This is a genomic window from Aliiroseovarius sp. S2029 (assembly GCF_023195575.1).
In the GTDB taxonomy this organism is placed as follows: Bacteria; Pseudomonadota; Alphaproteobacteria; order Rhodobacterales; family Rhodobacteraceae; genus Aliiroseovarius; species Aliiroseovarius zhejiangensis.
Genome location: NZ_JALPQE010000008.1, coordinates 84,587 through 105,932, shown reverse-complemented (window position 1 = coordinate 105,932; position 21,346 = coordinate 84,587). Strand labels below are relative to the sequence as shown.

General features: G+C 59.0%; 24 protein-coding genes. 18 read left to right on the top strand and 6 right to left on the bottom strand.

The window, feature by feature from the left end:
- From MUY21_RS15040 to ccmI, 3 genes are read left to right on the top strand one after another with little or no spacing between them, the layout of a single operon-like run.
- A complete protein-coding gene (locus tag MUY21_RS15040; RefSeq protein WP_248411118.1) occupies nucleotides 1-567 on the top strand; it encodes a DsbE family thiol:disulfide interchange protein in 567 nt (188 codons plus the stop codon).
- Nucleotides 564-1,037 (top strand): cytochrome c-type biogenesis protein, encoded by a 474-nt coding sequence (locus MUY21_RS15035; RefSeq protein ID WP_008327281.1) that lies wholly within the window; start codon nucleotides 564-566, stop codon nucleotides 1,035-1,037. Before MUY21_RS15040 ends, MUY21_RS15035 begins: the two co-directional genes overlap by 4 nt.
- Nucleotides 1,034-2,185 (top strand): c-type cytochrome biogenesis protein CcmI, encoded by a 1,152-nt coding sequence (ccmI, locus tag MUY21_RS15030; protein WP_248411117.1) that lies wholly within the window; start codon nucleotides 1,034-1,036, stop codon nucleotides 2,183-2,185. The genes MUY21_RS15035 and ccmI overlap by 4 nt, the downstream gene beginning before the upstream one ends.
- A 28-nt stretch (nucleotides 2,186-2,213) precedes the next feature.
- Here ccmI and MUY21_RS15025 read toward each other — a convergent pair whose 3' ends face one another.
- Together MUY21_RS15025 and MUY21_RS15020 are read right to left on the bottom strand one after the other, a co-directional pair.
- A complete protein-coding gene (locus MUY21_RS15025; protein ID WP_009807485.1) occupies nucleotides 2,214-4,343 on the bottom strand; it encodes a protein-disulfide reductase DsbD domain-containing protein in 2,130 nt (709 codons plus the stop codon).
- A 283-nt stretch (nucleotides 4,344-4,626) separates the two neighbouring features.
- Entirely contained in the window at nucleotides 4,627-4,929 is a 303-nt protein-coding gene (locus MUY21_RS15020) for a DUF2933 domain-containing protein (protein ID WP_007803398.1), read from the bottom strand.
- A gap of 155 nt (nucleotides 4,930-5,084) precedes the next feature.
- Between MUY21_RS15020 and MUY21_RS15015 the strand changes: the two genes are divergently transcribed.
- The 7 genes from MUY21_RS15015 to MUY21_RS14985 all read left to right on the top strand — a co-directional run bounded on the left by MUY21_RS15015 (nucleotide 5,085) and on the right by MUY21_RS14985 (nucleotide 10,665).
- On the top strand, nucleotides 5,085-5,645 hold the full coding sequence (locus MUY21_RS15015; protein ID WP_009807486.1) for a L,D-transpeptidase: 561 nt from the start codon (nucleotides 5,085-5,087) through the stop codon (nucleotides 5,643-5,645).
- Between the two features lie 28 nt (nucleotides 5,646-5,673).
- Complete coding sequence (locus MUY21_RS15010) at nucleotides 5,674-6,132, top strand: cytochrome c (protein WP_007803401.1); 459 nt, start codon at nucleotides 5,674-5,676, stop codon at nucleotides 6,130-6,132.
- A 369-nt stretch (nucleotides 6,133-6,501) separates the two neighbouring features.
- Entirely contained in the window at nucleotides 6,502-7,095 is a 594-nt protein-coding gene (locus MUY21_RS15005) for a cytochrome c (protein ID WP_007803403.1), read from the top strand.
- A gap of 2 nt (nucleotides 7,096-7,097) precedes the next feature.
- Nucleotides 7,098-8,015 (top strand): cytochrome c, encoded by a 918-nt coding sequence (locus MUY21_RS15000; protein WP_248411116.1) that lies wholly within the window; start codon nucleotides 7,098-7,100, stop codon nucleotides 8,013-8,015.
- A gap of 43 nt (nucleotides 8,016-8,058) precedes the next feature.
- Nucleotides 8,059-9,453: a multicopper oxidase family protein gene (locus MUY21_RS14995; protein WP_007803406.1), complete on the top strand. Its 1,395-nt coding sequence runs from the start codon at nucleotides 8,059-8,061 to the stop codon at nucleotides 9,451-9,453.
- Complete coding sequence (locus MUY21_RS14990; RefSeq protein ID WP_007803408.1) at nucleotides 9,450-9,932, top strand: cytochrome c; 483 nt, start codon at nucleotides 9,450-9,452, stop codon at nucleotides 9,930-9,932. Before MUY21_RS14995 ends, MUY21_RS14990 begins: the two co-directional genes overlap by 4 nt.
- 1 nt (nucleotide 9,933) lies before the next feature.
- The gene (locus MUY21_RS14985; RefSeq protein ID WP_009807488.1) at nucleotides 9,934-10,665 is read left to right on the top strand and encodes a DsbA family protein; all 732 of its coding nucleotides are present in this window, start codon (nucleotides 9,934-9,936) and stop codon (nucleotides 10,663-10,665) included.
- A gap of 42 nt (nucleotides 10,666-10,707) precedes the next feature.
- Here MUY21_RS14985 and MUY21_RS14980 read toward each other — a convergent pair whose 3' ends face one another.
- Nucleotides 10,708-10,908, bottom strand: a complete 201-nt coding sequence (locus MUY21_RS14980; RefSeq protein ID WP_007803412.1) for a heavy-metal-associated domain-containing protein — start codon at nucleotides 10,906-10,908, stop codon at nucleotides 10,708-10,710.
- 152 nt (nucleotides 10,909-11,060) lie between these two features.
- On the opposite strand from MUY21_RS14980, the gene MUY21_RS14975 reads away from it, so the two are divergent.
- Nucleotides 11,061-13,571, top strand: coding sequence for a heavy metal translocating P-type ATPase (locus MUY21_RS14975; RefSeq protein WP_040182674.1), 2,511 nt, complete (start codon nucleotides 11,061-11,063; stop codon nucleotides 13,569-13,571).
- A 12-nt stretch (nucleotides 13,572-13,583) separates the two neighbouring features.
- Entirely contained in the window at nucleotides 13,584-13,982 is a 399-nt protein-coding gene (gene cueR, locus MUY21_RS14970; RefSeq protein WP_248411115.1) for a Cu(I)-responsive transcriptional regulator, read from the top strand.
- A gap of 21 nt (nucleotides 13,983-14,003) precedes the next feature.
- Here cueR and MUY21_RS14965 read toward each other — a convergent pair whose 3' ends face one another.
- Together MUY21_RS14965 and MUY21_RS14960 are read right to left on the bottom strand one after the other, a co-directional pair.
- Nucleotides 14,004-14,768 (bottom strand): glutaredoxin, encoded by a 765-nt coding sequence (locus MUY21_RS14965; RefSeq protein ID WP_012187037.1) that lies wholly within the window; start codon nucleotides 14,766-14,768, stop codon nucleotides 14,004-14,006.
- A 12-nt stretch (nucleotides 14,769-14,780) separates the two neighbouring features.
- On the bottom strand, nucleotides 14,781-15,500 hold the full coding sequence (locus MUY21_RS14960; RefSeq protein WP_338142629.1) for a DUF305 domain-containing protein: 720 nt from the start codon (nucleotides 15,498-15,500) through the stop codon (nucleotides 14,781-14,783).
- A gap of 296 nt (nucleotides 15,501-15,796) precedes the next feature.
- On the opposite strand from MUY21_RS14960, the gene MUY21_RS16110 reads away from it, so the two are divergent.
- The 4 genes from MUY21_RS16110 (at nucleotide 15,797) to MUY21_RS14940 (ending at nucleotide 19,100) form a co-directional block, all read left to right on the top strand.
- Nucleotides 15,797-16,378, top strand: coding sequence for a L,D-transpeptidase (locus MUY21_RS16110; RefSeq protein WP_012187183.1), 582 nt, complete (start codon nucleotides 15,797-15,799; stop codon nucleotides 16,376-16,378).
- Between the two features lie 125 nt (nucleotides 16,379-16,503).
- Entirely contained in the window at nucleotides 16,504-17,766 is a 1,263-nt protein-coding gene (locus MUY21_RS14950; RefSeq protein ID WP_007803424.1) for a multicopper oxidase family protein, read from the top strand.
- Between the two features lie 140 nt (nucleotides 17,767-17,906).
- Nucleotides 17,907-18,392 (top strand): disulfide bond formation protein B, encoded by a 486-nt coding sequence (locus MUY21_RS14945; protein ID WP_248411121.1) that lies wholly within the window; start codon nucleotides 17,907-17,909, stop codon nucleotides 18,390-18,392.
- A gap of 42 nt (nucleotides 18,393-18,434) precedes the next feature.
- Nucleotides 18,435-19,100 (top strand): L,D-transpeptidase, encoded by a 666-nt coding sequence (locus tag MUY21_RS14940; protein ID WP_248411114.1) that lies wholly within the window; start codon nucleotides 18,435-18,437, stop codon nucleotides 19,098-19,100.
- A gap of 76 nt (nucleotides 19,101-19,176) precedes the next feature.
- Here the strand turns inward: MUY21_RS14940 and MUY21_RS16180 are convergent, their stop codons facing one another.
- Complete coding sequence (locus MUY21_RS16180) at nucleotides 19,177-20,070, bottom strand: hypothetical protein (RefSeq protein ID WP_306315108.1); 894 nt, start codon at nucleotides 20,068-20,070, stop codon at nucleotides 19,177-19,179.
- A gap of 61 nt (nucleotides 20,071-20,131) precedes the next feature.
- On the opposite strand from MUY21_RS16180, the gene MUY21_RS14930 reads away from it, so the two are divergent.
- Together MUY21_RS14930 and MUY21_RS14925 are read left to right on the top strand one after the other, a co-directional pair.
- Nucleotides 20,132-20,740, top strand: a complete 609-nt coding sequence (locus MUY21_RS14930) for an EF-hand domain-containing protein (protein ID WP_248411113.1) — start codon at nucleotides 20,132-20,134, stop codon at nucleotides 20,738-20,740.
- Between the two features lie 141 nt (nucleotides 20,741-20,881).
- A complete protein-coding gene (locus MUY21_RS14925) occupies nucleotides 20,882-21,268 on the top strand; it encodes a DUF302 domain-containing protein (protein WP_248411112.1) in 387 nt (128 codons plus the stop codon).
- The last annotated feature ends 78 nt before the right edge of the window (nucleotides 21,269-21,346 follow it).

Sequence of the window (21,346 nt, the reverse complement as noted above, 5' to 3'; positions counted from 1 at the left end):
ATGAAACGTCTCATTGCCGGGCTGCCGTTTATTGCGGCGGTCATATTCGGGGGTTTTTTTCTCTGGGGGCTCAATCCCGACCGGGATCCCAACGAGATCCCTTCCGTCCTGATCTCGCAACCGGCCCCGGCGTTCGACCTCGATCCCGTGCCGGGGTTGGAGACACACGGCCTGGCCCGAAGCGATCTTGTAGGCAACGAACGACCGGTCGTGGTCAATGTCTTTGCGTCCTGGTGCGTGCCCTGCCGCGCGGAACATGCCGTGTTGACACGCTTTGTCGAACGCGAGGGCATGCGGTTGTTCGGCATCAACTACAAAGACAAACCAGAAGATGCCGTGAAGTGGCTCAATGACCTCGGCAATCCCTACGAACGGATCGGGTCCGACCTTTCAGGCCGGACAGGGATCGAATGGGGCCTTTCAGGCGTGCCGGAAACCTTCATCGTCGATGGCGATGGTACTGTTCTGTTTCGCTATGTCGGGCCGGTCGTGGGTCCGGACGCCGTCGAACGGTTCACGCAAGCCCTGAAGCAGGCAGGCGCACTGCCAAAGGGAGCAGCATCATGAGACAGTTGATTTTCGCGTTTTGCATCGGGCTCTTTCCCTTTGCCGCCAATGCGGTCGAACCAGACGAAATGCTGACCGACCCGGTATTGGAACAGCGTGCGCGGGAGATTTCCAAGGATCTACGATGCGTCGTCTGTCAGAACCAGGACATCGACAGTTCGAACGCGGGTGTGGCGCGGGACTTGCGTCTGCTCGTACGCGAGCGCCTGGTCGTTGGAGACAGCGACGCGGAGGTGATCGAATACATACGGGCGCGGTACGGGGATTACGTGCTGCTGAAACCGCCTCTGGAGCCTGCGACCTACGCGCTTTGGTTCGCTCCGATCGCTTTCGTTCTGATCGGGGTTTTCGTTGGTGGCGGGCTACTGATGAGTCGGCGAAAGCAAGAGGCATTTGAAGACTTGGGCTCGGAGGATGAGAACACCGTGTCCGAAATTCTCAGGCAAAACGAAGCGGGGGATGCGTCATGATCTGGGGTATTTTCGTTCTTTTGACGCTGGTCGCAATCGGAATTGTCCTCTACCCGCTGCTGCTGTCCAAATCGAACACTCTCACCAGAGGGGATGCGGTACCGGCGATCCTCGCCGATCAGATGCGGGAAATCCAACGAGACATGGACCGCGGTTTGATTTCTGAACAGGAAGCTCAAGCGGCCAGACTCGAGATCAAGAAACGGATCCTCGCGACGACCCGCAATTCGGAAGAAAAAGCCGGATCATCCCGTAATGGTGGCAGAGTCACTCTCGTTGTCGCGGCGGTCCTCGCGCCGGTTATTGCCGCGGGCTACTATCTGACGATGGGATCGCCGGAGGTTCCTTCAATGGCCTTCGCTGCCCGTGCAGAGGAGCGGGCACAGACTGATGAAGTGACGGCGCTGGCAATACAACTTCGCGAAAGGCTTGTATCCGATCCGACCGGCGGCCCTAGCGAAGGGTGGATGCTGTTGGGCCAGACCTATCAGCGCATGGGCAGAGCAGCCGATGCCGTCGAAGCCTTCGAAGTCGTTGCCGAACGGGAGGATGCCACCTCCGCGACATTCTCCATGCTGGCAGAGGCTGTCGCGGTTGCCAATGACGGCGTTGTTATTCCACGGGCGAAATTGGCCATTGATCGCGCTTTGGACCTTGACCCATCCAATCCTGCGGCAACCTACTTCGAGTCTCTGTATTACTTTCAGCAAGAAGAGACGCGTAAGGCCTACGATCTGCTTGTTTCACGACTGAATCAGGAAGAGGCTTACGTTCCCTGGATGGAGACCTATGCAGCGCAGATCAACCGGATTGCAGCGGCAGCTGACCTTCCGGTCGTCAATCTACCCAGCGGGCCGACGTCGCAACCAGGCCCGAGTGCCGCAGATGTCGCGGCGGCGTCGGAGATGAATGACGCGGATCGCGCGGAGTTCATCCGATCGATGGTCTCGCGGCTGGCCGAGCGTCTTGAGGATGAACCGGACGATCTGGATGGTTGGATGCGGCTGGCAAATGCCTATACCGTCCTTCAGGAGCCCGATCGCGCCGTTGAGGCCTACCGCAAGGCTGAAGCGCTGTTGGAGCAGCAGCCCGCCAGTGATCCTCGGCGTGCGGCGGTCAGTGCCGCGCTTGAGCGGCTCGGCGGCTGACTACTGCTCGGTGTCCCGGTCGAGCAGGTCACTCCTGTCCGGCAACCTTTGCGGAAACATCCCGACCACTGGCTTGCGCCAAGGCGTTCATCACATCCTCGGTTTTTAGCAATTCGGACAGCACAATGCCGTTCGGTGCCGATGGTCCGTAGACGGCATTGAAGGGGATGCCGTATCTGCCGAAACTCTCAAGGTAGCGGGAAATGCGCGTGTCCGGGCGTGTCCAATCTGCCTGCATCGCCGTGACTCCAGGCGCTTCAAGCGCGCTCCGGACTGGCTCCCGATCGATGATAAGTGTCTTGTTCGCTTTGCAAGTCAGACACCAGTCAGCGGTCACATCGACAAAAACGACCTCTCCTGCGGACACGCGTTTCGCTATTTCCGAACGATCAAATGCGATCCAAGCCATTGCCAACTGCGGCGTCGAACGCGCAGGTGCTGATTGCTGCAAGAGAGGACCTGCGGCAATGGCCAGGACAAGGCTGGCTATGGCAATAGACCACCTGAATTGGGACTGCACATTCGGGAGAGATAGTATCAGAACGGCGAGACCGGACAACGCCGCGACCGCGATGACAGACGCAAGCCCGGCGACACCGTCGAGCACCCAGAACAGCCACACGGCGGTTGCAAGCAACAAAACCCCCATGACGCTTTTGATGATCAGCATCCATCGACCAGGCTTGGGCATGAATGCGACCAGACGCGGGAACGCGGCGATGACGAGATAGGGCAGGGCGAGGCCGAGCCCGAGGCTCGTAAAGACGATGAGGATGTCCACGCCACGCCCGGCCAAAGCAAAGGCCACCGCGGTGCCGAGGAACGGTGCCGAACAAGGCGTCGCCATGACGGCACCGAACATGCCAGTGAAAAAGTCGGCGGAATACCCGTTGCGTCCTCCGGCCCCTGCAAGCCGCGTCTGCATGCCGTGTGGAAGGGCGAACTCGAACGCTCCGAACAGATTTGCCGAAAAGACGAGCAGGACAGCGATCATCGCCGCAAGAAACAGCGGGCTTTGAAACTGCAAACCCCACCCGACGCTGAGGCCTGCCGTCTGGAGCGCCCAGAGGACGAGCGCCAGACCCCACATGAACGTCATGATGCCGGCGCTGGCAGCGACGAAACCGAACCGGACACGGGTTGTGTCGTGATCGGTGTGTTTGAGCACAGACGACACCTTGATGGACAGCACCGGCAGCACGCAGGGCATCACATTCAGGATCAATCCGCCCAGCAGCGCGATCGCGGCAATCCAGATCAGTTCCATCATGTCCGGTGTCGTGGCGGCCAGTTCAAAGGGTGGTGCTATTCCTTGCGCCACGCGATCCGCGATGATCGTGAAGGCCCGGTTCTCGCCGTCGGTGACGGTAATCGACGGAGCCACTGTCACATCCGTATTCGACGAGAGGATCGGCAAGCGCGCCCAAAGCAAACGATCCTCTTCTCCCAAACGGATATCGGGTTTGCCAAGCGCAACACCCATACCCAGTTCGGGAAACACATCCGGCGACTGGAGTGGTTCATCGACGCGAAGGCTGACGATCAACTCCGTGAGGTCTTCGTCGATGAAGGCATTTGCCTCGCTGACGCCGCTCGTCTTGGCCCCTTCGGGGACGCGCTCGGAAAACGTACCGATCAGCCCAGCCGAAGTGCTGTCGATGACGTTGCCCCGTCCGAGGCGAAGTGACAGGTCAAACTCTTCCGGGACACAGACATTGGAGCACACCAGCAGTTTGACCTGCGCGGAAAGAGTCACAGGTGCGCCGGGATCTTTGAGCGTTATGCGCAGCGGAAAGACGACTTCACCCGCATAACCAAAATTTTCGATGCCGAAGGCGGTGAAGCGCGTCGGGGCGGGCCACATGAATTCGACATCTGCGACGTTTTCGGAACCGCTCCATTCGACCGAAGGCGGTATTCCCACCTCGCCCGCCGACCGCCAATAGGTCTTCCAGTTTTCGTTCAGTTGAAGGTGAAGCCCGGCTGACAGAGTCTGTGTGTTCTCGGGAACGCCGTCCTGTACACTAATGAGATGCGCGGTGAGTGGCGCGCTCTGGTATTCAGCAGAGGTTGCTGCCGCGACACTTCCAGAGACAACGGCCAGGAGCACGAAGGGAATAAGCAAAACCCGTCGGAGGATCAAAAGGCAATCGATCAAGATACCTGCTTCCTTCCCATATTTTCCGCAGATTTCGCCAGGACGGCGGAAATTGCGTCAAAGTCCACCTGTGGCAAAACCCTGACGACCGTCCGCACAGACAATTCGCGCAACGCCAGTCGCAGAAGATGAAAGGGTTCGACACCCATCCGGCAGAAGGTCTGACGCTTGCTTCGTGGACACGATAGCCTTCAGATCTAGGCAGTCTGCAAGGCTTCCCGCGCAACCTCCAAGTAATGTAACCATCAACAGCAATACGAATACCTTTGCTTTCCCTCGCACATCACTGCCTGTTGCGGGCGACGCTAGGAATCACGGAACTTATGGGCTCGGGCGCTTCCTCGATAGTATCGTTTGCCTTGTCGGAATGGCACGATTTCCCCATGAATCTATGCATCACAAGATGCGCTCCAACGCACAACAGGAGCGGGGCGAAAGCCGATGCATTGCCCCACATACCCGCAAGCGTTCCGCCAGCGAGAAAAAAACCGATCACGGGCAACAGCATCACAATGCAACACGCCATCATTCCGTAATGCATGAGCTTGTCTGTAATCGGCTTATTCTTGGGATTTTCGTCGTCCATGACACCCTCTTTGTCTCGTTCCTGGCGTCATTTGCGACCCTCCAGCAGGGTAAGGTCAAGGATACAAATGGATACACTTCTCGCGGCCTTGTCAGGTTGCCTGATGCCGGGTCTCCCGTAAAAGACATGTACAAACCGTAGGCTAGGAGTGTGTCATGACGACATCGCGAAACAACAAGATCAATCGACGAAGCCTGTTGGGGTATGCGGCTGTCGCTTTGGTTGCACCAAGCGTGGTTCGAGCCGAAACCATTCGCCGCAACATTTCTTCTTTCCGAGTTCATGACTGGCAAGACCATTTCGACACGCTCGGCAAAGGGATCATCATCTCAGACACCGTGACGATGGCGCTACAGCACTGGACAGCGGACGGCGAGATGCGGATTTACCCGACATCCGTTCCGCTGACCGACGAACTCACCAAACGCGGTTACACTGAAGTGGTGGAAAAACGCAAAAACCCCAGTTGGGCGCCGACGCCCTCCATGCGGGAACGCAATCCGGAATGGCCGGCACGTATCGAGGGGGGTGATCCGGACAACCCCTTGGGTACTCGCGCACTGTACCTGTCGTGGCAGTACTACCGTATTCACGGGACACAGGACACGCGCAAGATCGGCCGCCGGTCGTCAAACGGCTGCATCGGTTTGTTCAACGAACAGATCGAGGAAGTCTACGAGCGAGCGCCTGTCGGCACTCAAGTCAAACTCATCTGACCCAACGGGCAAGGCGGAAGATACAGGCATGGACAAATTAACTGCGCTGATTGGTGCCGTTTTTGTTATCGGCGGGGGTTTTGCCGTTTGGCAGTTCGTTGGAGCCGAAGATTTAGCGGTTGGCCACTCCATGACGCCACCTGACACAAGCGAGATTGCCGAAGGCGATCCGATCGTCCAGGTCCAGCTGCCTGACGCACTCTCGCAGCAGGCGGCGCTTGGGAAGAACATATTCGAGGCAAAATGTTCCGAGTGTCACGGCGAAAATGCCGCCGGTCGCAACGGTGTTGCGCCGCCTCTCGTGCACAAGATCTACGAACCGAGCCACCATTCGGACATGGCTTTTGTTCTGGCAGCTCAAAACGGCGTCCGTGCACATCACTGGAATTTCGGTAATATGCCTAAGATCGAGGGATTGACCCAAGGAGACGTCAAGATGGTGGCCGCCTATGTCCGCGAATTGCAGCGGGCCAACGGGATCAACTGATGCGTTGGTCGAAGACGAACCGATGGATTCTGTCGGCCGTTTTCGGCCTTTTCCTTGTAGTACTCGGGGTGCCAGAGGCGCCGGTATATCATGGTGAAACGTCGTTGGGGCAGGAATACCATGGTCACGAAGACGCAGGGCCATCGACCGAGGCCTCTGGCCACTGCCATCCAGGCCTCGATTGTTCTGTCCCGGCAGCGTTATTGCTTCAGCCGAACATGGCGTACGAGCCTTCTTTTCTGAAAGCCGTCATGCAAGACGGCGCGATCCAACGAACCGAATTGCGCCCGATCAGCGATCCTCCACCGCCCCGACGGTGGGTCTGATTTCACATCGCTCGAAAAGCAGACCCAAAGAAGGATCGAAGACATGAAAAAGACGACTATCGTAGCGGCAGTGTTGATTGCAGGTACTGCGGTCACGGCATTCGCGCATAGCGGTGCCACCGGCATCGTGAAAGAGCGCATGGATGCCATGCTTGCAATGGGGAAGGCGGTCAAGACCGTGGCCCCGATGATGCGGGGCGAAACGGCCTATGACGCAGAAACAGTGCGCGATGCCGCGCGCCTGTTCCAGCAGCACGCCGGTGAGAGCATGACAAAGCTGTTCCCAGAGGGCACAGGGGGCATGCCCTCGGAAGCCAAGGACGAGGTGTGGACCGACTGGGAGCGCTTCGCGGCATTGGCAAGTCAGCTGGAAGAATACTCTGAGGGCCTGGAACGCGCAGCCGACAATGGATTGGGCGGCATGAGCGGCAATACCTCCATGGATGGCGCCTCGATGATGGGCGGCGGGTCAATGATGGGAGGCGATACAACCATGATGGGCGGGAGCACGATGATGGGCCGAGGCGACATGATGGATGCGGCCGCCATTGCCGAAATGCCCGCCGACGCAGCATTCGCGATGACGACCCAGGTCTGTTCCGCATGCCATGAACGCTTCCGGGCGGAAGAAGACTGACCATGCGCCGGTTCTTGACACTCGTCAGCGGGGCCGCCGTGCTGGGCGCGGCCAGCCTCGGCGTCGTGATTGCATGGCCTGTCGGCAGTGCAGTGACTCCGATTGCAATAGAGGGCAATGTCGACCGGGGCGCATATCTGGCGCGCGCCAGTGGGTGCATTGCCTGTCATACCAATTTTGAAGCGGGCGGCGCACCACTTGCCGGAGGGGCGCCGCTCGAAACCCCGTTCGGAACGTTCTACCCGCCCAACCTGACGACAGACCCGGAACATGGCATGGGCGAATGGACGGCAGAACAGTTCGCAAAAGCCGTGCGGCAAGGCATCGGCCCCGATGGAACGCCGTACTATCCGTCTTTCCCGTACACCTTCTATGCGGATTTTTCTGATCAGGATATCGCTGACCTCTGGGCGGCGTTTCAAACCGTGCCGCCCGTGGACGAGCCTGCACTAGAAAATGATGTCAGCTTCCCATTCGACCAACGATGGGGGCTGAAGCTCTGGCGAGCGGCGTTCTTCTACGATCCGGATACCGAACCGATTGAAGGGCGAAGCGACGCATGGAATCGAGGACGGGAATTGGTGCGCGGTGCGGCACATTGCGGAGCCTGCCATACGCCGCGCAATCTTGCGGGAGGCCGCGATATCGGTGCTTCCTTTGCAGGCAACGCCCAGCTTCCCGGTGGCAGCAAGGCCCCCGCGATACGGCCAAAAGACCTGGTCAAAAATGACTGGACGGTTTCAAACCTCGCTTATGCGCTCCAGACCGGCATCACCCCTTCGGGCGATGCTTTCGGCGGCAGCATGGCGGAAGTGGTTCGCGAGGGAACTCGGTTTCTGACACCTGCCGATCGCGAAGCGATGGCGCTTTTCCTGCTGAACAAGGACACGGTCGAGGCGGAGAACCCCGCGTCGAACTAACACCACGCGGGGGCAACACGCCCCCGCTTTCTCGAGGATCGAAATGAGACAAACACGTCGGGATTTCTTGCGCCATGCAACACTGGCGGCCTGCGCGGCGGCCATCCCGCAGTCGGCTTTTGCCGCGACCCCGTTCGAGGACCTGATTGCCAAGGTTGCACGTCGACAGCTTCTTCCGGACACCTACCCGGAAACAGAGATCTGGGGCTATGACGGCCTCGTTCCGGCCCCGGAAATCAGGGTCACACAAGGCGATCGGGTGCGTCGCAGGTTTCGCAACGAGGTACCCGATCCCAGTTCGGTTCACTGGCACGGAATCCGGATCGACAACGCGATGGATGGCGTTTCAGGGCTGACCCAAGAGGCCGTAGCGCCGGGTGGAACCTTTGACTACGACTTCGTCGTACCGGACGCGGGCACCTATTGGTATCACGCGCATAATCGCTCATACGAGCAAGTCGCGCGTGGTCTGCGCGGTGCCTTGATCGTCGAAGAGGTCGATGGACCGGACATCGACCGCGAGGAAGTCATCGTTCTGGAGGACTGGTTGCTCGACCCTGAGAGCGGGCAGCTGTTCGACAATTTCGAACAGCCCATGATGATGAGCCACGGTGGACGTACCGGCAACTTTATCACGACCAACGGGCGCTATGACCTGACCTTGCCCGCGCAGCGCAACGAGCGCATTCGCTTGCGGATCATCAACGCAGCAAGCGCTCGAATTTTCCCGCTGAGGCTCTCTGGATTCAGTGGCTGGACGGTGGCCGTGGATGGAATGCCAACCGGCCAACCCCAGTCGGTTGACGGCGAGTTGATCCTCGGCCCGGCACAGCGCGTCGACTTAATTGTGGATGTGACCGAAGACGAAGGCGGCACCGCCCAATTGCTTCGCATCGGCGATGATGATCAACTGACCCCGTTGGTGAGTTTTCTGGTCAACGGCACAGCCAGTTCAGTACCAAGAGGCAAGCCACTGCCGTTGCCGCCGAACCCCGCGGCACACGCCCCGGACCTTGCCGATGCGCGTGATTTGCGACTGGTCATGTCCGGCGGGGCAATGGGGCGAATGCAGTCCGCATTGCTTGGCGGGGAACGTCTTGGATTCCGTCAGCTTGCCCAAGCGGGCAAATTCTGGGCCCTGAATGATGTCGCCGAAATGACCTACACGCCACTGGCCGATCTATCCCTGAACGAGCCGGTGCGCCTGAAGATCGAGAACCAGACCGTTTTCCCACATGCGATGCACCTGCACGGGATGCATTTCCGCGAGCTGCGCCCCGACGGCGCGTTCGGGCCGATGCGGGACACGATCCTGTTGGCCGGCAACGAGTCCCGGGAGATCGCCTTTACGGCAGACAATCCCGGCAAGTGGCTGTTCCATTGCCACATGCTCAGCCACGCCGCATCTGGCATGACAACCTGGATACGGGTCACATGAGATATCTCGTTTGGTCCCTTCCGATCACTGTCGCAGCAGCCGCCTTCACGTATTGGCTCTCGACCAGTGCATCCTCGGATGTCGGCAGCGCGTCCAGGGCGGAGAGCTACGACATCGAAGAAGGCGCGTTGCTCTACGCAGAAAACTGTGCGTCTTGTCATGGCGCGGGTCTGGAAGGCCAGCCGGAATGGCGAACGCCCGGCGCGGATGGGCGCCTGCCAGCACCACCACATGATGAGACGGGTCACACCTGGCATCATCCTGACAGCCTGCTCTTCGATTACACAAAACTGGGGGGTGCGGCGCTTCTGGCGCGTCAGGGCGTCGAATTCGACAGTGGCATGCCCGGTTTCGCAGACGTGCTGACCGACCAGCAAATTCACAACATCCTGGCCTTCATCCGGTCCACCTGGCCAGACCGCATCCGCGAAGTCCAGGCCGCGCGGACAGAAGCCGACGAACAACGGGGAGAGAACTAAAATGCGTTTCAGACAAGCCTTCACGACGGTCGCGATAGCTGCCTTGCTTCCGATACCGGCACTCGCGGACGAACTGTCAGAGTCCCGGGTCAAGGAACTTGTGCTCGAGGCAATCCGCGAGAACCCGGAGATTGTCATGGAGGCCGTGGCGATCCTCGAACAAAGGCAGGCGCAAGCGCAGGAGCTCAGTCAGGCCCAAGTTCTGAATGACCAGCGCGATCTGATCGAGAACGATCCGAATGCGCCGGTTCTCGGCAACCTGGAAGGGGACGTCACTGTTGTGGAATTTTTCGACTACAACTGTCCCTATTGTCGGCGGGTCAAACCCGAGGTGCGGGCTTTGATCGAAGACGATCCCAACATTCGCCTCGTCTATCGTGAATGGCCCATTCTCGGAGACGGATCGGTGTTTGCCGCGAAAGCGGCCTTGGCAGCGCGCAAGCAGGACAAATACGAAGAGTTTCACTGGGCAATGATGGGGCTGGAAGGCCGCGCGGAAGAGGCCTCCGTGCTGCGCGTGGCCGAGGAGATCGGCCTGGATATCGCGCAGTTGCGCAAGGACATGGAGGCCCCCGAGGTCGAAGAGCACATTGCGACCTCCATGCAACTGACCCAAGCTCTGGGCTTTAACGGCACGCCGTCTTTCGTGATCGGGGATGCGCTGGTCCCGGGCTTCGTCGAAAAGGCGCAGCTTGCCGACTTGGTCGAGGAAGCCCGCAAAGTCGAAGACTGAAATTCTGTGCCCGGACCACCCTTGGGTGGTCCAGGCACTGCATCAAGCGGCCGCAGGTTCCACGTTGTAGCCCGCATCCCGAATGATCGCTTGGACCTGATCGGCTGGTAACACGCTGTCGACATGCACCTGTCGGGCAGAAAGGTCACATTCTACGCCTGCATTCGGATCTGCGCTCTTCACCGCGCTTTCGATTGCTGCGGTGCAATGCCCACAGCTCATGTCCGGAACGCTGAACTTCATCGGAACCACTCCTTGATCTGATTTCTATCGGTGACATGGGGCTTCCCCCCGCTGGAAGGTCAAGTGAAGAAATTTATTTGGCGCCCTCCCATTGACCCTCCAGTAACTGGAAGCCTCATATTCCACTTCGAATGGAAAAACAGGTGACACATATGCCCGAACCCAAACAGATCAGCCTGCCGATCGAAGGCATGTCATGCGCGTCCTGCGTTGGCAGGGTCGATCGCGCATTGAATGCAATCGACGGCGTAGAGGATGTGTCGGTGAACCTTGCCTCGGAAACTGCTCGCATGAGCGTGGACGCGCTCAAGCGCATTCCCGACATCATCGAATCCCTTCGCGAGCTGGGCTACCCCGCGCGGAAGGCCAGGGCCGAACTCACGATTGCAGCGATGTCCTGTGCCTCTTGCGTCGGGCGGGTCGATAAGGCGCTTGCCGCGGTGCCCGGGGTGGTCGAGGTGAACGTCAACCTCGCCTCAGAGACGGCGACGGTCGTTTACGTCGAAGGTCTTGTCACGACATCCGATCTGATCGAATCAAGCGGCGCGGCAGGGTATCCAGCAACCGTGGCAACGGCCCAGGCCGGTGACGACAGAGTTGCGCGCAAGGAGGAAGAGGCTCAGGCGCTTGCCAAACGGGTCACCTTTGCGGCCATCCTCGCCTTGCCGGTCTTCCTGATCGAAATGGGTGGCCACGTCATTCCGGCCGTTCATATGCTGATCGAGACCACGATTGGCCAGCAGACGAGTTGGCTTCTTCAGTTCGTGCTGACGACAATCGTTCTCTTCGGCCCGGGCCGGACGTTTTACACCAAGGGTTTCCCGGCCTTGTTCCGGGGTGCCCCCGACATGAACAGCCTCGTCGCGGTCGGCACCGGGGCGGCTTACCTTTATTCCGTGGTTGCGACATTCGTACCGTCGGTCCTGCCTGACACGCTGCGCACCGTCTATTTCGAGGCGGCAGCGGTCATCGTCGTTCTGATCCTTCTGGGGCGGTTTCTTGAAGCGCGCGCCAAGGGGAGAACCGGCGCGGCCATCCAGAAGCTATTAGGGCTTCAGGCGCGGACTGCACGCGTGATGCGGGACGGAGAAAGCGTCGAGATCGAGATCGATGCGCTGGTTCAGGGTGACATCGTCATCGTGCGCCCTGGTGAACGCATCGCGGTCGATGGCGAGGTCATCGAGGGGACCAGCCGCGTCGACGAAAGCATGCTGACAGGCGAGCCGATCCCCGCTGAAAAAGGTGCCGGAGATACGGTGACCGGCGGGACGGTCAACGGCGCCGGAAGCCTGCAGTTCCTCGCCACGCGGGTCGGCGCCGACACGACCCTGGCGCAGATTATTCGCATGGTCGAAGAGGCCCAGGGCGCCAAACTGCCGATCCAGGGATTGGTCGACCGGATCACCTTGTGGTTCGTGCCTGCCGTGATGGCGATCGCGGCGGCGACCGTGCTGGTCTGGCTGTTTTTCGGGCCTGATCCGGCCCTGACGATGGCGCTGGTCGCCGGTGTGTCGGTGCTCATTATCGCGTGCCCCTGCGCGATGGGGCTTGCGACGCCGACCTCGATCATGGTCGGGACGGGACGTGCTGCGGAAATGGGTGTCCTGTTCCGTAAAGGTGACGCCTTGCAGCAACTTGATTCCGTTGATGTGGTCGCCCTCGACAAAACAGGCACGGTGACCGAGGGGCGACCCGCACTGACTGACCTTGTGCTGGCGGAAGGGTTCGATCGCCCAACAACGCTCTCGAAGATCGCTGCAGTGGAGTCGCTCTCCGAGCATCCTGTCGCGGACGCCATCGTGCGGGCCGCGCGGGCCGAGGGCGCACCTCTTGTGGCGGCCGAAGGCTTTCAATCGGTCACAGGTTACGGCGTGCGCGCCGTGGTCGAAGACGTGGAGGTGTTGGTTGGGGCCGACCGCTACATGGCGCGCGAAGGCATTGACGTCTCGGCATTGGCTCCAGAGGAAACGAAGATCGCAAGCAAGGGTCGCACGGCGCTTTACGCTGCCATAGATGGGCGTGTCGCCGCCGTGATCGGCGTGGCCGATCCGGTCAAACCGGCAAGCCGCGCAGCCATCGCAGCGCTGCACGAAAAGGGTCTTGCGGTTGCGATGATCACCGGCGACAAACGCGAAACCGCCGAAGCCATCGCCCGCGAAACCGGTATCGACCACGTCATCGCCGGCGTCCTGCCGGACGGCAAGGTTGCGGCGCTCGACAGTTTGCGCCAAGGGAACAAGCGCATCGCCTTTGTCGGCGACGGGATCAACGACGCCCCGGCGCTGGCGCATGCCGATGTGGGCATCGCCATTGGAACCGGCACCGATGTAGCCATCGAATCTGCGGATGTCGTCCTGATGTCGGGCGATTTGCGCGGCGTGGTGAACGCCTTCGAAGTATCGCGGCGGACCATGCGCAACATCCGGCAGAACCTGTTCTGGGCCTTTGCCTACAACGTGGCACTTATTCCGGTCGCTGCCGGGGTGCTTTATCCCGCCTTTGGGTTGCTCCTGTCACCAATCCTTGCGGCGGGTGCGATGGCGTTGTCCTCGGTGTTTGTCCTGACCAATGCCCTGCGGCTGCGGCGCATCGCGCCTGCGATGGACGAGCAGCGCGCAATCCCGGCAGAGCTGGCAGCCGCCACTCCTGCTCCAGCAGAATAACGGAGGTTCGACATGAACATCGGAGACGTTGCCCGACAATCGGGTGTGCCCCCAAAAACAATCCGCTACTACGAGGACATCGGGCTGATCCGCCCGAACCGTAGCGAGAACGGCTACCGCGCGTTCACCGAGAGCCACATTCACAAGCTGGCGTTTCTGGGTCGCGCACGGGCCTTGGGGTTCACCATCAAAGATTGCAGGACGCTCCTGTCGCTCTACGAGGATGAAAACCGCGAAAGCATGCAAGTGAAGGCGGTTGCGGAAGACCATCTGCGCCAGATCGAGGAAAAGATCGCGAAACTGCAATCCATGCGCGCGACGCTCGCCGAACTGGTGGAAAAATGTGCCGGGGATCACCGGCCCGACTGCCCCATCATCGAGGATCTGTCGCCGGAGCGGTTGGCCAAGTGACAGGCAAGAAGGGGCTGTACCTCAGAACCAGATCGCGCGGACCGGCATCCAGATACCCATGAAGATCATCATCAGGTTTTCCGTCAGCGAAATGAACCCCAGCGGGACGGAACTGTCACCGCCGACGCAGGCGCATTTCAGCTCTCTCTTGTCGATATAAACAGCCTTGAACACGCTGACAGCGCCGACCGTGCCTATAAACAGGGCGACAGGCGCCGAGAGCCACAGCAGCGCGCCGGCAGTCATCAGGACACCTGCCAACGCTTCGCCGAACGGGTAGACCTTGCCGTATCGCACCCATTTGCGCGCCAGCAGATCGTAGTTGAGGAACATCGTCGAAAACCCTTCGACATCCTGCAATTTCTGGATCGCGAGAATGGTCATGGACAGCGAAATGAACCATTCGAACCCCCGCAAGGTAAGGACCGACCCGTACTGGTGCCAAGACAGGCCCAATGCCAACAGCGCGGCAACGGAAAAGATCGCGATGACCGGCTGGTAGGTCGTGTCGCTTTGCTCTTCCTCGGGTGGGTCAATGTCGAAAAACACCCTGAGATCATCGTAACCGCCGATCCGTTCGTCCCCGATGAAAGTCTGCGGCGTCGTCTCGACCCCGTGCTTCTCCATGAAAGCATCGGTGTCTTCACGGGTGTCAAGCGGATGGTCTTCCACCTCGAAGCCTTGCCGCTCCAGCAGGTCTTTCGATTTCAGACCGTAGGGGCAGACATGGCCCGGCATGACCATGCGATAAAGCTGCGCGGATTTACTGTCTGTGTCGCGGGGCATGTCCTTTCCTCCTTATCCGCTGCACGTAAGTTGACCACGGAACCCGGCTTCGTAGTCGGTTCCCGCGCTGACGATCAGATCGGTCAGGTCACCGTTCGTCTCTGCGATCTCGGCCGACAGCGGGCCTTCAGAAAATGCATTTTCGCCCTGCGCATTCAGGCGCACCAGATCACCGCTGATCTTCATTGCGGCGGCAGACCCTTCGCCGGTTTCACCAGTCACCAGTACAGCCGGACTGTCCGAGGTGTAAGCAAAGCGGCAATTTCCGCCATTCGGGAACACCGCAGCGATTTCGTCTTCCGTCAGAAACTCAGGATCGACCTTCGACACGACCTCCGTTTGAAGCGCCTGTTGCGCATCCACAACCTGCGCCGGCGTTTCGCTTCGCGTGGCCGATGCTTCGCCGTTTGCTCCAATGTCAGCAATAAGGTAGCGCATTTCGGCGATTTCCTTGTCCTGCGCATAGATAATGTCGTCTGCGAGCCCCCGGACGCGCGGGTCGGTGATCTCGGCACGAGTCGACGTCATGATGGCGATCGAGTGGTGCGGGATCATGGCGCGCATGTAGGACCTGTCCTGCACCGTGAATTGCCCGCGAACCAGCCAGAGGCTCGCCGCGAAAAGGACTATTGCGCCAACGAAAATCGCGATGTTGGCTTTGGTGTTCTGATACATGGACAACATGTACGCCAACATGATCACGGCCATGGTCGCCCCCATCAGGATGGCCATGTAAAGGCGTGTCTCCGAAAAGAAGATATGGCCCCAAAGATAGGTGTTCAGGTACATCAGAACGAACATGACCACGGTCGATGTTCCGATCATCATAAAGAATCGTGAGTAGTGCATTTCCAGTCACCTCCTTGCAGTTCTCTGTAAAACAACAACATTCCAGCGCTGGAGAGTTCCAAAAGCACGAATTTTCGTAGTTTCAAGGCAACAAAGGCGCGTCGTTTGCCCCGGTTCACGGCTTCTTTTCTTTGCCCCTGACGCGCACTGAATTTTCATGGGTCCGAGGAGATCGCGCCATGCAGAATTTCACGAGACGAGAATTGATTTGTGCCGGAGCGATGGGTTGCTTTCTGCCCACAACTGCCTGGGCCCACAAAGTCAAATTGCCCGAACGGTTCGAACCACAATTGGTAAACACCCGTCGTGGTGACTGGGTTAAAGGCGATGTCCACGTCGTTCCCGACGATTTTTTCCTTTATTTCATGCTCGAGGACGGGATGGCGATCCGCTACGGGGTCGGGGTAGGGCGCAAAGGTTTGTACGAACCCGGAGAGTTCACGGTAGCGCGCAAGGCCAAATGGCCATGGTGGCGGCCAACGAACGCCATGATCCGGCGCGAGCCACGCAAATACGCAAAGTACAAGGATGGACTGAAAGGCGGGCCAAACAACCCGCTCGGGGCCCGCGCGCTCTATCTCTACGATGCCGAGGGACGCGATACCTATCTTCGCATTCATGGAACGAACGCCCCGGAGACAATTGGGTCTGCCGTGTCGAATGGATGCGCGCGGTTGACGAATGAACATGTGAAGGATCTGTACGAACGCGTTGAAATCGGCGCCCGCGTCTTCCTGTATCCCAAAGTGACAACGGCGTGAGGAGTGTTCTGTCGCCTTGAAGTTCCTCTTCCGGAAATGGCACAAGTGCGGCAGTTGGCGAAAGCCAGTCTATCATTCATGAGGTGACGGAATTGTCTTTGAGCCGGAGGTCTTTCCTTGGCGGGATGACCGTTGCGCTGGCTGGTACCCGCTTGCCAGCAGCGACACACGAGTTGATCCTCGCGCCCCAATCGATCAAGGCGCACCTTGCTGGGTACGACGTGTCGATGTTGGGCTTCAACGGTGGTCTGCCGGGCCCAGAAGTCAGAATGCGACAAGGACAAACCGCCCGCATTACCCTCGATAACCGATTGGAGGAGGGCGCTCTCGTTCACTGGCATGGGTTGCGGGTTCCAAATCGGATGGATGGTGTCAACGTCCTCACTCAGGATGTGGTCATTCCGGGCGACTCGTATCGTTATCAATTCGGCGTCCCGGATGCCGGCACGTATTGGTATCACTCGCATTACCTGTCTTACGATCAGGTCAGCCGCGGTCTTTTCGGCGCCTTCATCGTCGAGGAGCAAAATGCGCCGGCTGTCGACCATGACATCGTTGTTCAGTTCTTCGATGTCTTGCTGGATCAGTCCGGGCAGTACGACGAAGCGTTCAACCCGGCCCACTTCGCAACCGAGGGCCGTATCGGCAATACGGTCACGGCACTTGTTTTCAATGGAACCGGCAAGACTGTGAAACGAGGCGACCGTCTGCGACTGCGTCTCATAAATCCCTCTATCGACAGGGTGTACCGTGTCGGCCTGGATGGTTTGATAGGCAAGATCGTTGCACTGGATGGCATGCCTCTGGCGCATCCTCGGACGCTCGAACCGATCCTTCTCGCTCCGGGGCAAAGATGCGATGTGATTGGTGATGCGACCGGGCCTATTAGATTCGACGACAGCTTTGGAGAACAGACGTTGAGCCTTGGCGAAATCGCTGTTTCCGGTTCCCGTGAGCCCGCGAAAGCGCCCATCACCGCATTGCCCGCCAACCGAATGCCCGCCCCGAAAGACCCCGGCCAAACCGCGGAGCTGGTGCTCCAGGGAGGTGCGGGAAGCGCGTCCCACAACGGCACAGGGACATGGGCGCTCAATGACGTATCCGGCCTGCCTCGAAGGCCTTTCCTATCCGCCGCGCAGGGGACGACCGCGCGCATTTCGATCCGCAACGAAACCGGGTTCCCACACGTCATGCATCTGCATGGCCACCATTTCTGGGAACTCGATGCGGCGGGTGAAGCCGGTCCATACCGGGACTCGACCTATCTGGATACCGGCGAGACGCGGGATATTCTCGTCGTCCTGGACAATCCGGGATCGTGGATGCTGCATTGCCACATGTTGAGCCACCAAGCCGACGGTATGGCAACGTGGATCAGAGTCGGCTGAGGGTCGAGACGGATACATACCGTTACAAATCTCTGAATGATAACAGGCCTTTCGCCGTCTACGTAACCTGACAAGCGAGAAACAGGTCCATCGACTGCCAATGGGAGCGTTCATTGACCCTGACACCAAAATCTCTCGGCATGACTGCGGCGGCAGGATCAGCCGCCTTGCTGTTGGGGGCCTTCGTTTTCCAGGCTCTTGGGTACGCGCCGTGCGCAATGTGCATCTGGCAACGCTACCCACACGCAATCGCCATTGGAATGGGCGCTCTGTTGCTCTTTGCTCTGCCGATTTTGCCAATCCTGATAATCGGTGCCCTGTCGGTACTCAGCACATCCGCGTTGGGAGTGTTTCATACCGGTGTCGAGCGCGGCTGGCGGGAGGGACCGACTTCTTGCACGGGATCCGGCCTCGATGTTTCCCAAATGTCGGTATCGGAATTGCTGCCCTCTGCCAGTTCAAATACGTCCAATCTTGTTCTGTGCAGTGAGGTTGTCTGGGAATTTCTGACGTTGTCCATGGCCAGTTGGAACGCGATCCTAAGCGGTGTCCTTGCTTGCCTCTGGTTGGTCGCGATCGCAAGACATCAAAAGGTTCGGTGGCATGGGGTCGCGGACGTTTCTTGAATCGTCCCGCATTCATCGAAAACAAACAAAGGGCTTCGCTTCATGGTTACAAGACGACACTTCCTTGCACTTTCCGGCTCGCTGTTTTCAGCGTCTCTGAGTTCGCCAGCATTCGCTAAGACCTGGCCGTCAACAGCCGAAAAAGCAGCTTGGGTTGCGCAGATCACGCCCGCCAACTATGACCCGGCAACAACCAACCCATGGGGGCTGCATCCCAGGCTGCTGCCGCAACGCGTTTTGGCGAATGACGGTTTGCGCCCGGGTGACATTCACGTCGATGCGATCGCGCGCTATCTGTACCATATCGAGGAAGGTGGCACCGCGATGCGATACGGGGTGGCGATTGCCAAGGGCGATCTCTATGAACCCGGCACCTATACGATCCGCCGAAAGGTCGAATGGCCGCACTGGACGCCAACGCAGTCAATGATCGAACGCGATCCGGAGGCTTACGAGCGGTTTGCCGACGGTATGGAGCCCGGCCCCAACAATGCCTTGGGCAGCAGGGCTTTGTATCTATTCGTCGGAGATCGGGATACGTACCTTCGAATTCACGGAACGCCGAGCCCTCGCAGCATTGGCGGCCGGGCCAGTTCGGGATGCGTGCGCATGGTGATGGCCCACATCAATGATCTCTATCCGAATGTCGCTGTCGGATCGACGGCGTTCCTTTACTCGGCCGAAGACAGCGTTACCGCTCGAAGCTAACCTATTGCATCTTTGGCTCACACGCCGAGGACTGCGTCGTGCAGGGACATCTTCCAATGAATTGTTGGACGAACACTCACGGCTGTGTCGCAAGTGAACTTTCGAACTGTGCGATCGCTACGGATTTGTCGTCCTCATCGTTCTCGAACAGCTTTGTGGTTCGCACGCCCGGCAACTTGCCAAAATCCGCCATCAGGCGCTTTGGAAAAAATGTGCGTCCGATGGATTCAAATCCTGGTAATTGTCTGAGTACCGCGGAGGTACTGGCACTACAAAAACCGGAAGCGGCTGGGCCGCTGGCAATTGCAAGGCGCAAAGCCTGCTCCGCGACTTCGGGAGACACATCGATCTCTTGTATGACGACATGGTAGGTCTCGCGAGCATGAGCCCGCGCATAAAAATCGGCCACTTGTGGAGTAATGCCATAAAGCACATCTCCCCGTTCCGGTACAGCGCTCAGCCGGACCGTTCCTGCCGGATCGAAGATAACACGCTGCGACCCATTAATCATGACGCTGCTATGCGCACCCGCCCCGGACCTGTTGTTGATCATGGTGTACAACGTCAGCGCGGCCGGTCCATCGTGACGGTAGGATGCGCTACTGATGACTTCGGCTGAAGCATCCGGGCGCATGTCGTTTCCTGCACCGCACCCCGCCAAAATTACCAAGGTTAGAACTGAGAAAATGCGGTTCAAAAAGAGCACCCTGCAGCCTCCTGCCATGGGTTGAATGATTGAATTTTCGGGATATTCAGGGCCTCTAGCAATCTCGACATCAACTCTTCCGGATTTCACCTCTACCGAAACATGGGTTCGGTTTCGGTTGGTATACGGATCCTCGACACCTTTTTTTCTGGATATCGCATGTTTCAGATGAAGAGGAGCGTTCGCCCCGAATTGATTTGTCGCAATTTGTAACAGACCCCGCCTTTGTGACCTCGCGATACAAAACACCGGCTCGCGTGGCATTCCGCATCTGCAGGTGCCCCCCATATGCTGGGTATCGCAACACTGACACGAGGTGATCGAAATGAAACGCAACACTTTACTCGCTGCAATGACCCTGGCTGCAACCGCCCTTGGCGGTGCCGCATTCGCGGACGCCAACCACGGGCGTGGGGGACAATTTGGCGCCCAGAGCGGACCAGGCATGATGCAGAACGGTGGTCCCGGTATGATGGGGAACATGGGCGGAATGATGGACATGATGAAGCGCATGCACGGAAACATGATGGGCGCAGGCATGATGGGCGCAGGCATGGGCAATGGTATGATGAGCCCAGGCATGGCTGGCGGCATGATGCAAATGTTCGACACTGATGGAGACGGCACAACGACGCCGGAAGAAATGCGCACGCAGCTGGAGGCCAAGCTTTCCGAGTTTGACAGCGACGGGGATGGAAGCCTCTCGATTACTGAATTTGAAGCTCTCCACAGCGCGATGATCCGCGAAATGATGGTGGATCGCTTCCAACACCTCGATGCCGATGGCGACGGCGCGGTGACGCCGGAAGAGATGGCCGCTCCGGCCGATAGGATGGAACGGATGCAGATGATTCGGTCGAACATGGCAGATGCGCCCGTGCGGCCCGGCAATGGCCAGGGCATGGGCGACGGCACCATGATGCAGGACAACTGAGTCGTGGCGTGCCGGTTCTTTTACCGGCACCCTTTCTCGAAGCGCCAAAACCATACGCCGGTGGGACATTGAACCCAACAGCGGCATGAGGCGTTCAGCCTCCGTAGGCAGACAGTTTTAGAAACGGAAAGGAAACAACCCATGTCATATACCCATGATCGCGTCTTGAAAGATACCACTATCGATGACGCGGAGATGCGCGTCCGAGACGCTCTGTCAGACAAGGGATTCGGCGTTCTGACCGAGATCGACGTCAAGGCGACGATGAAAAACAAGCTGGATGTGGATATGCCAGCCTACCGCATCCTGGGGGCCTGTAATCCGGGCATGGCGCACAAAGCCATCGAGATCGAGCCTCGTATCGGCGCGATGCTCCCGTGCAACGTGATCCTGCGGCAACTGGACGGCGACACCGAGGTCAGCGCGGTCGATCCTGTCGCTTCGATGCAGGCGGTGCAGAACCAAGACCTGGCCGCGGTCGCCGGCGAAGTCCGCGATCTACTCCGGGACGCCCTCGACGCCGCGTGATGGGGATTGGATATCCTATCCCCGATTGAGCACCTTTGGCATTGCTCGATCAATGCCATTTGAACCCACATCTGTCTT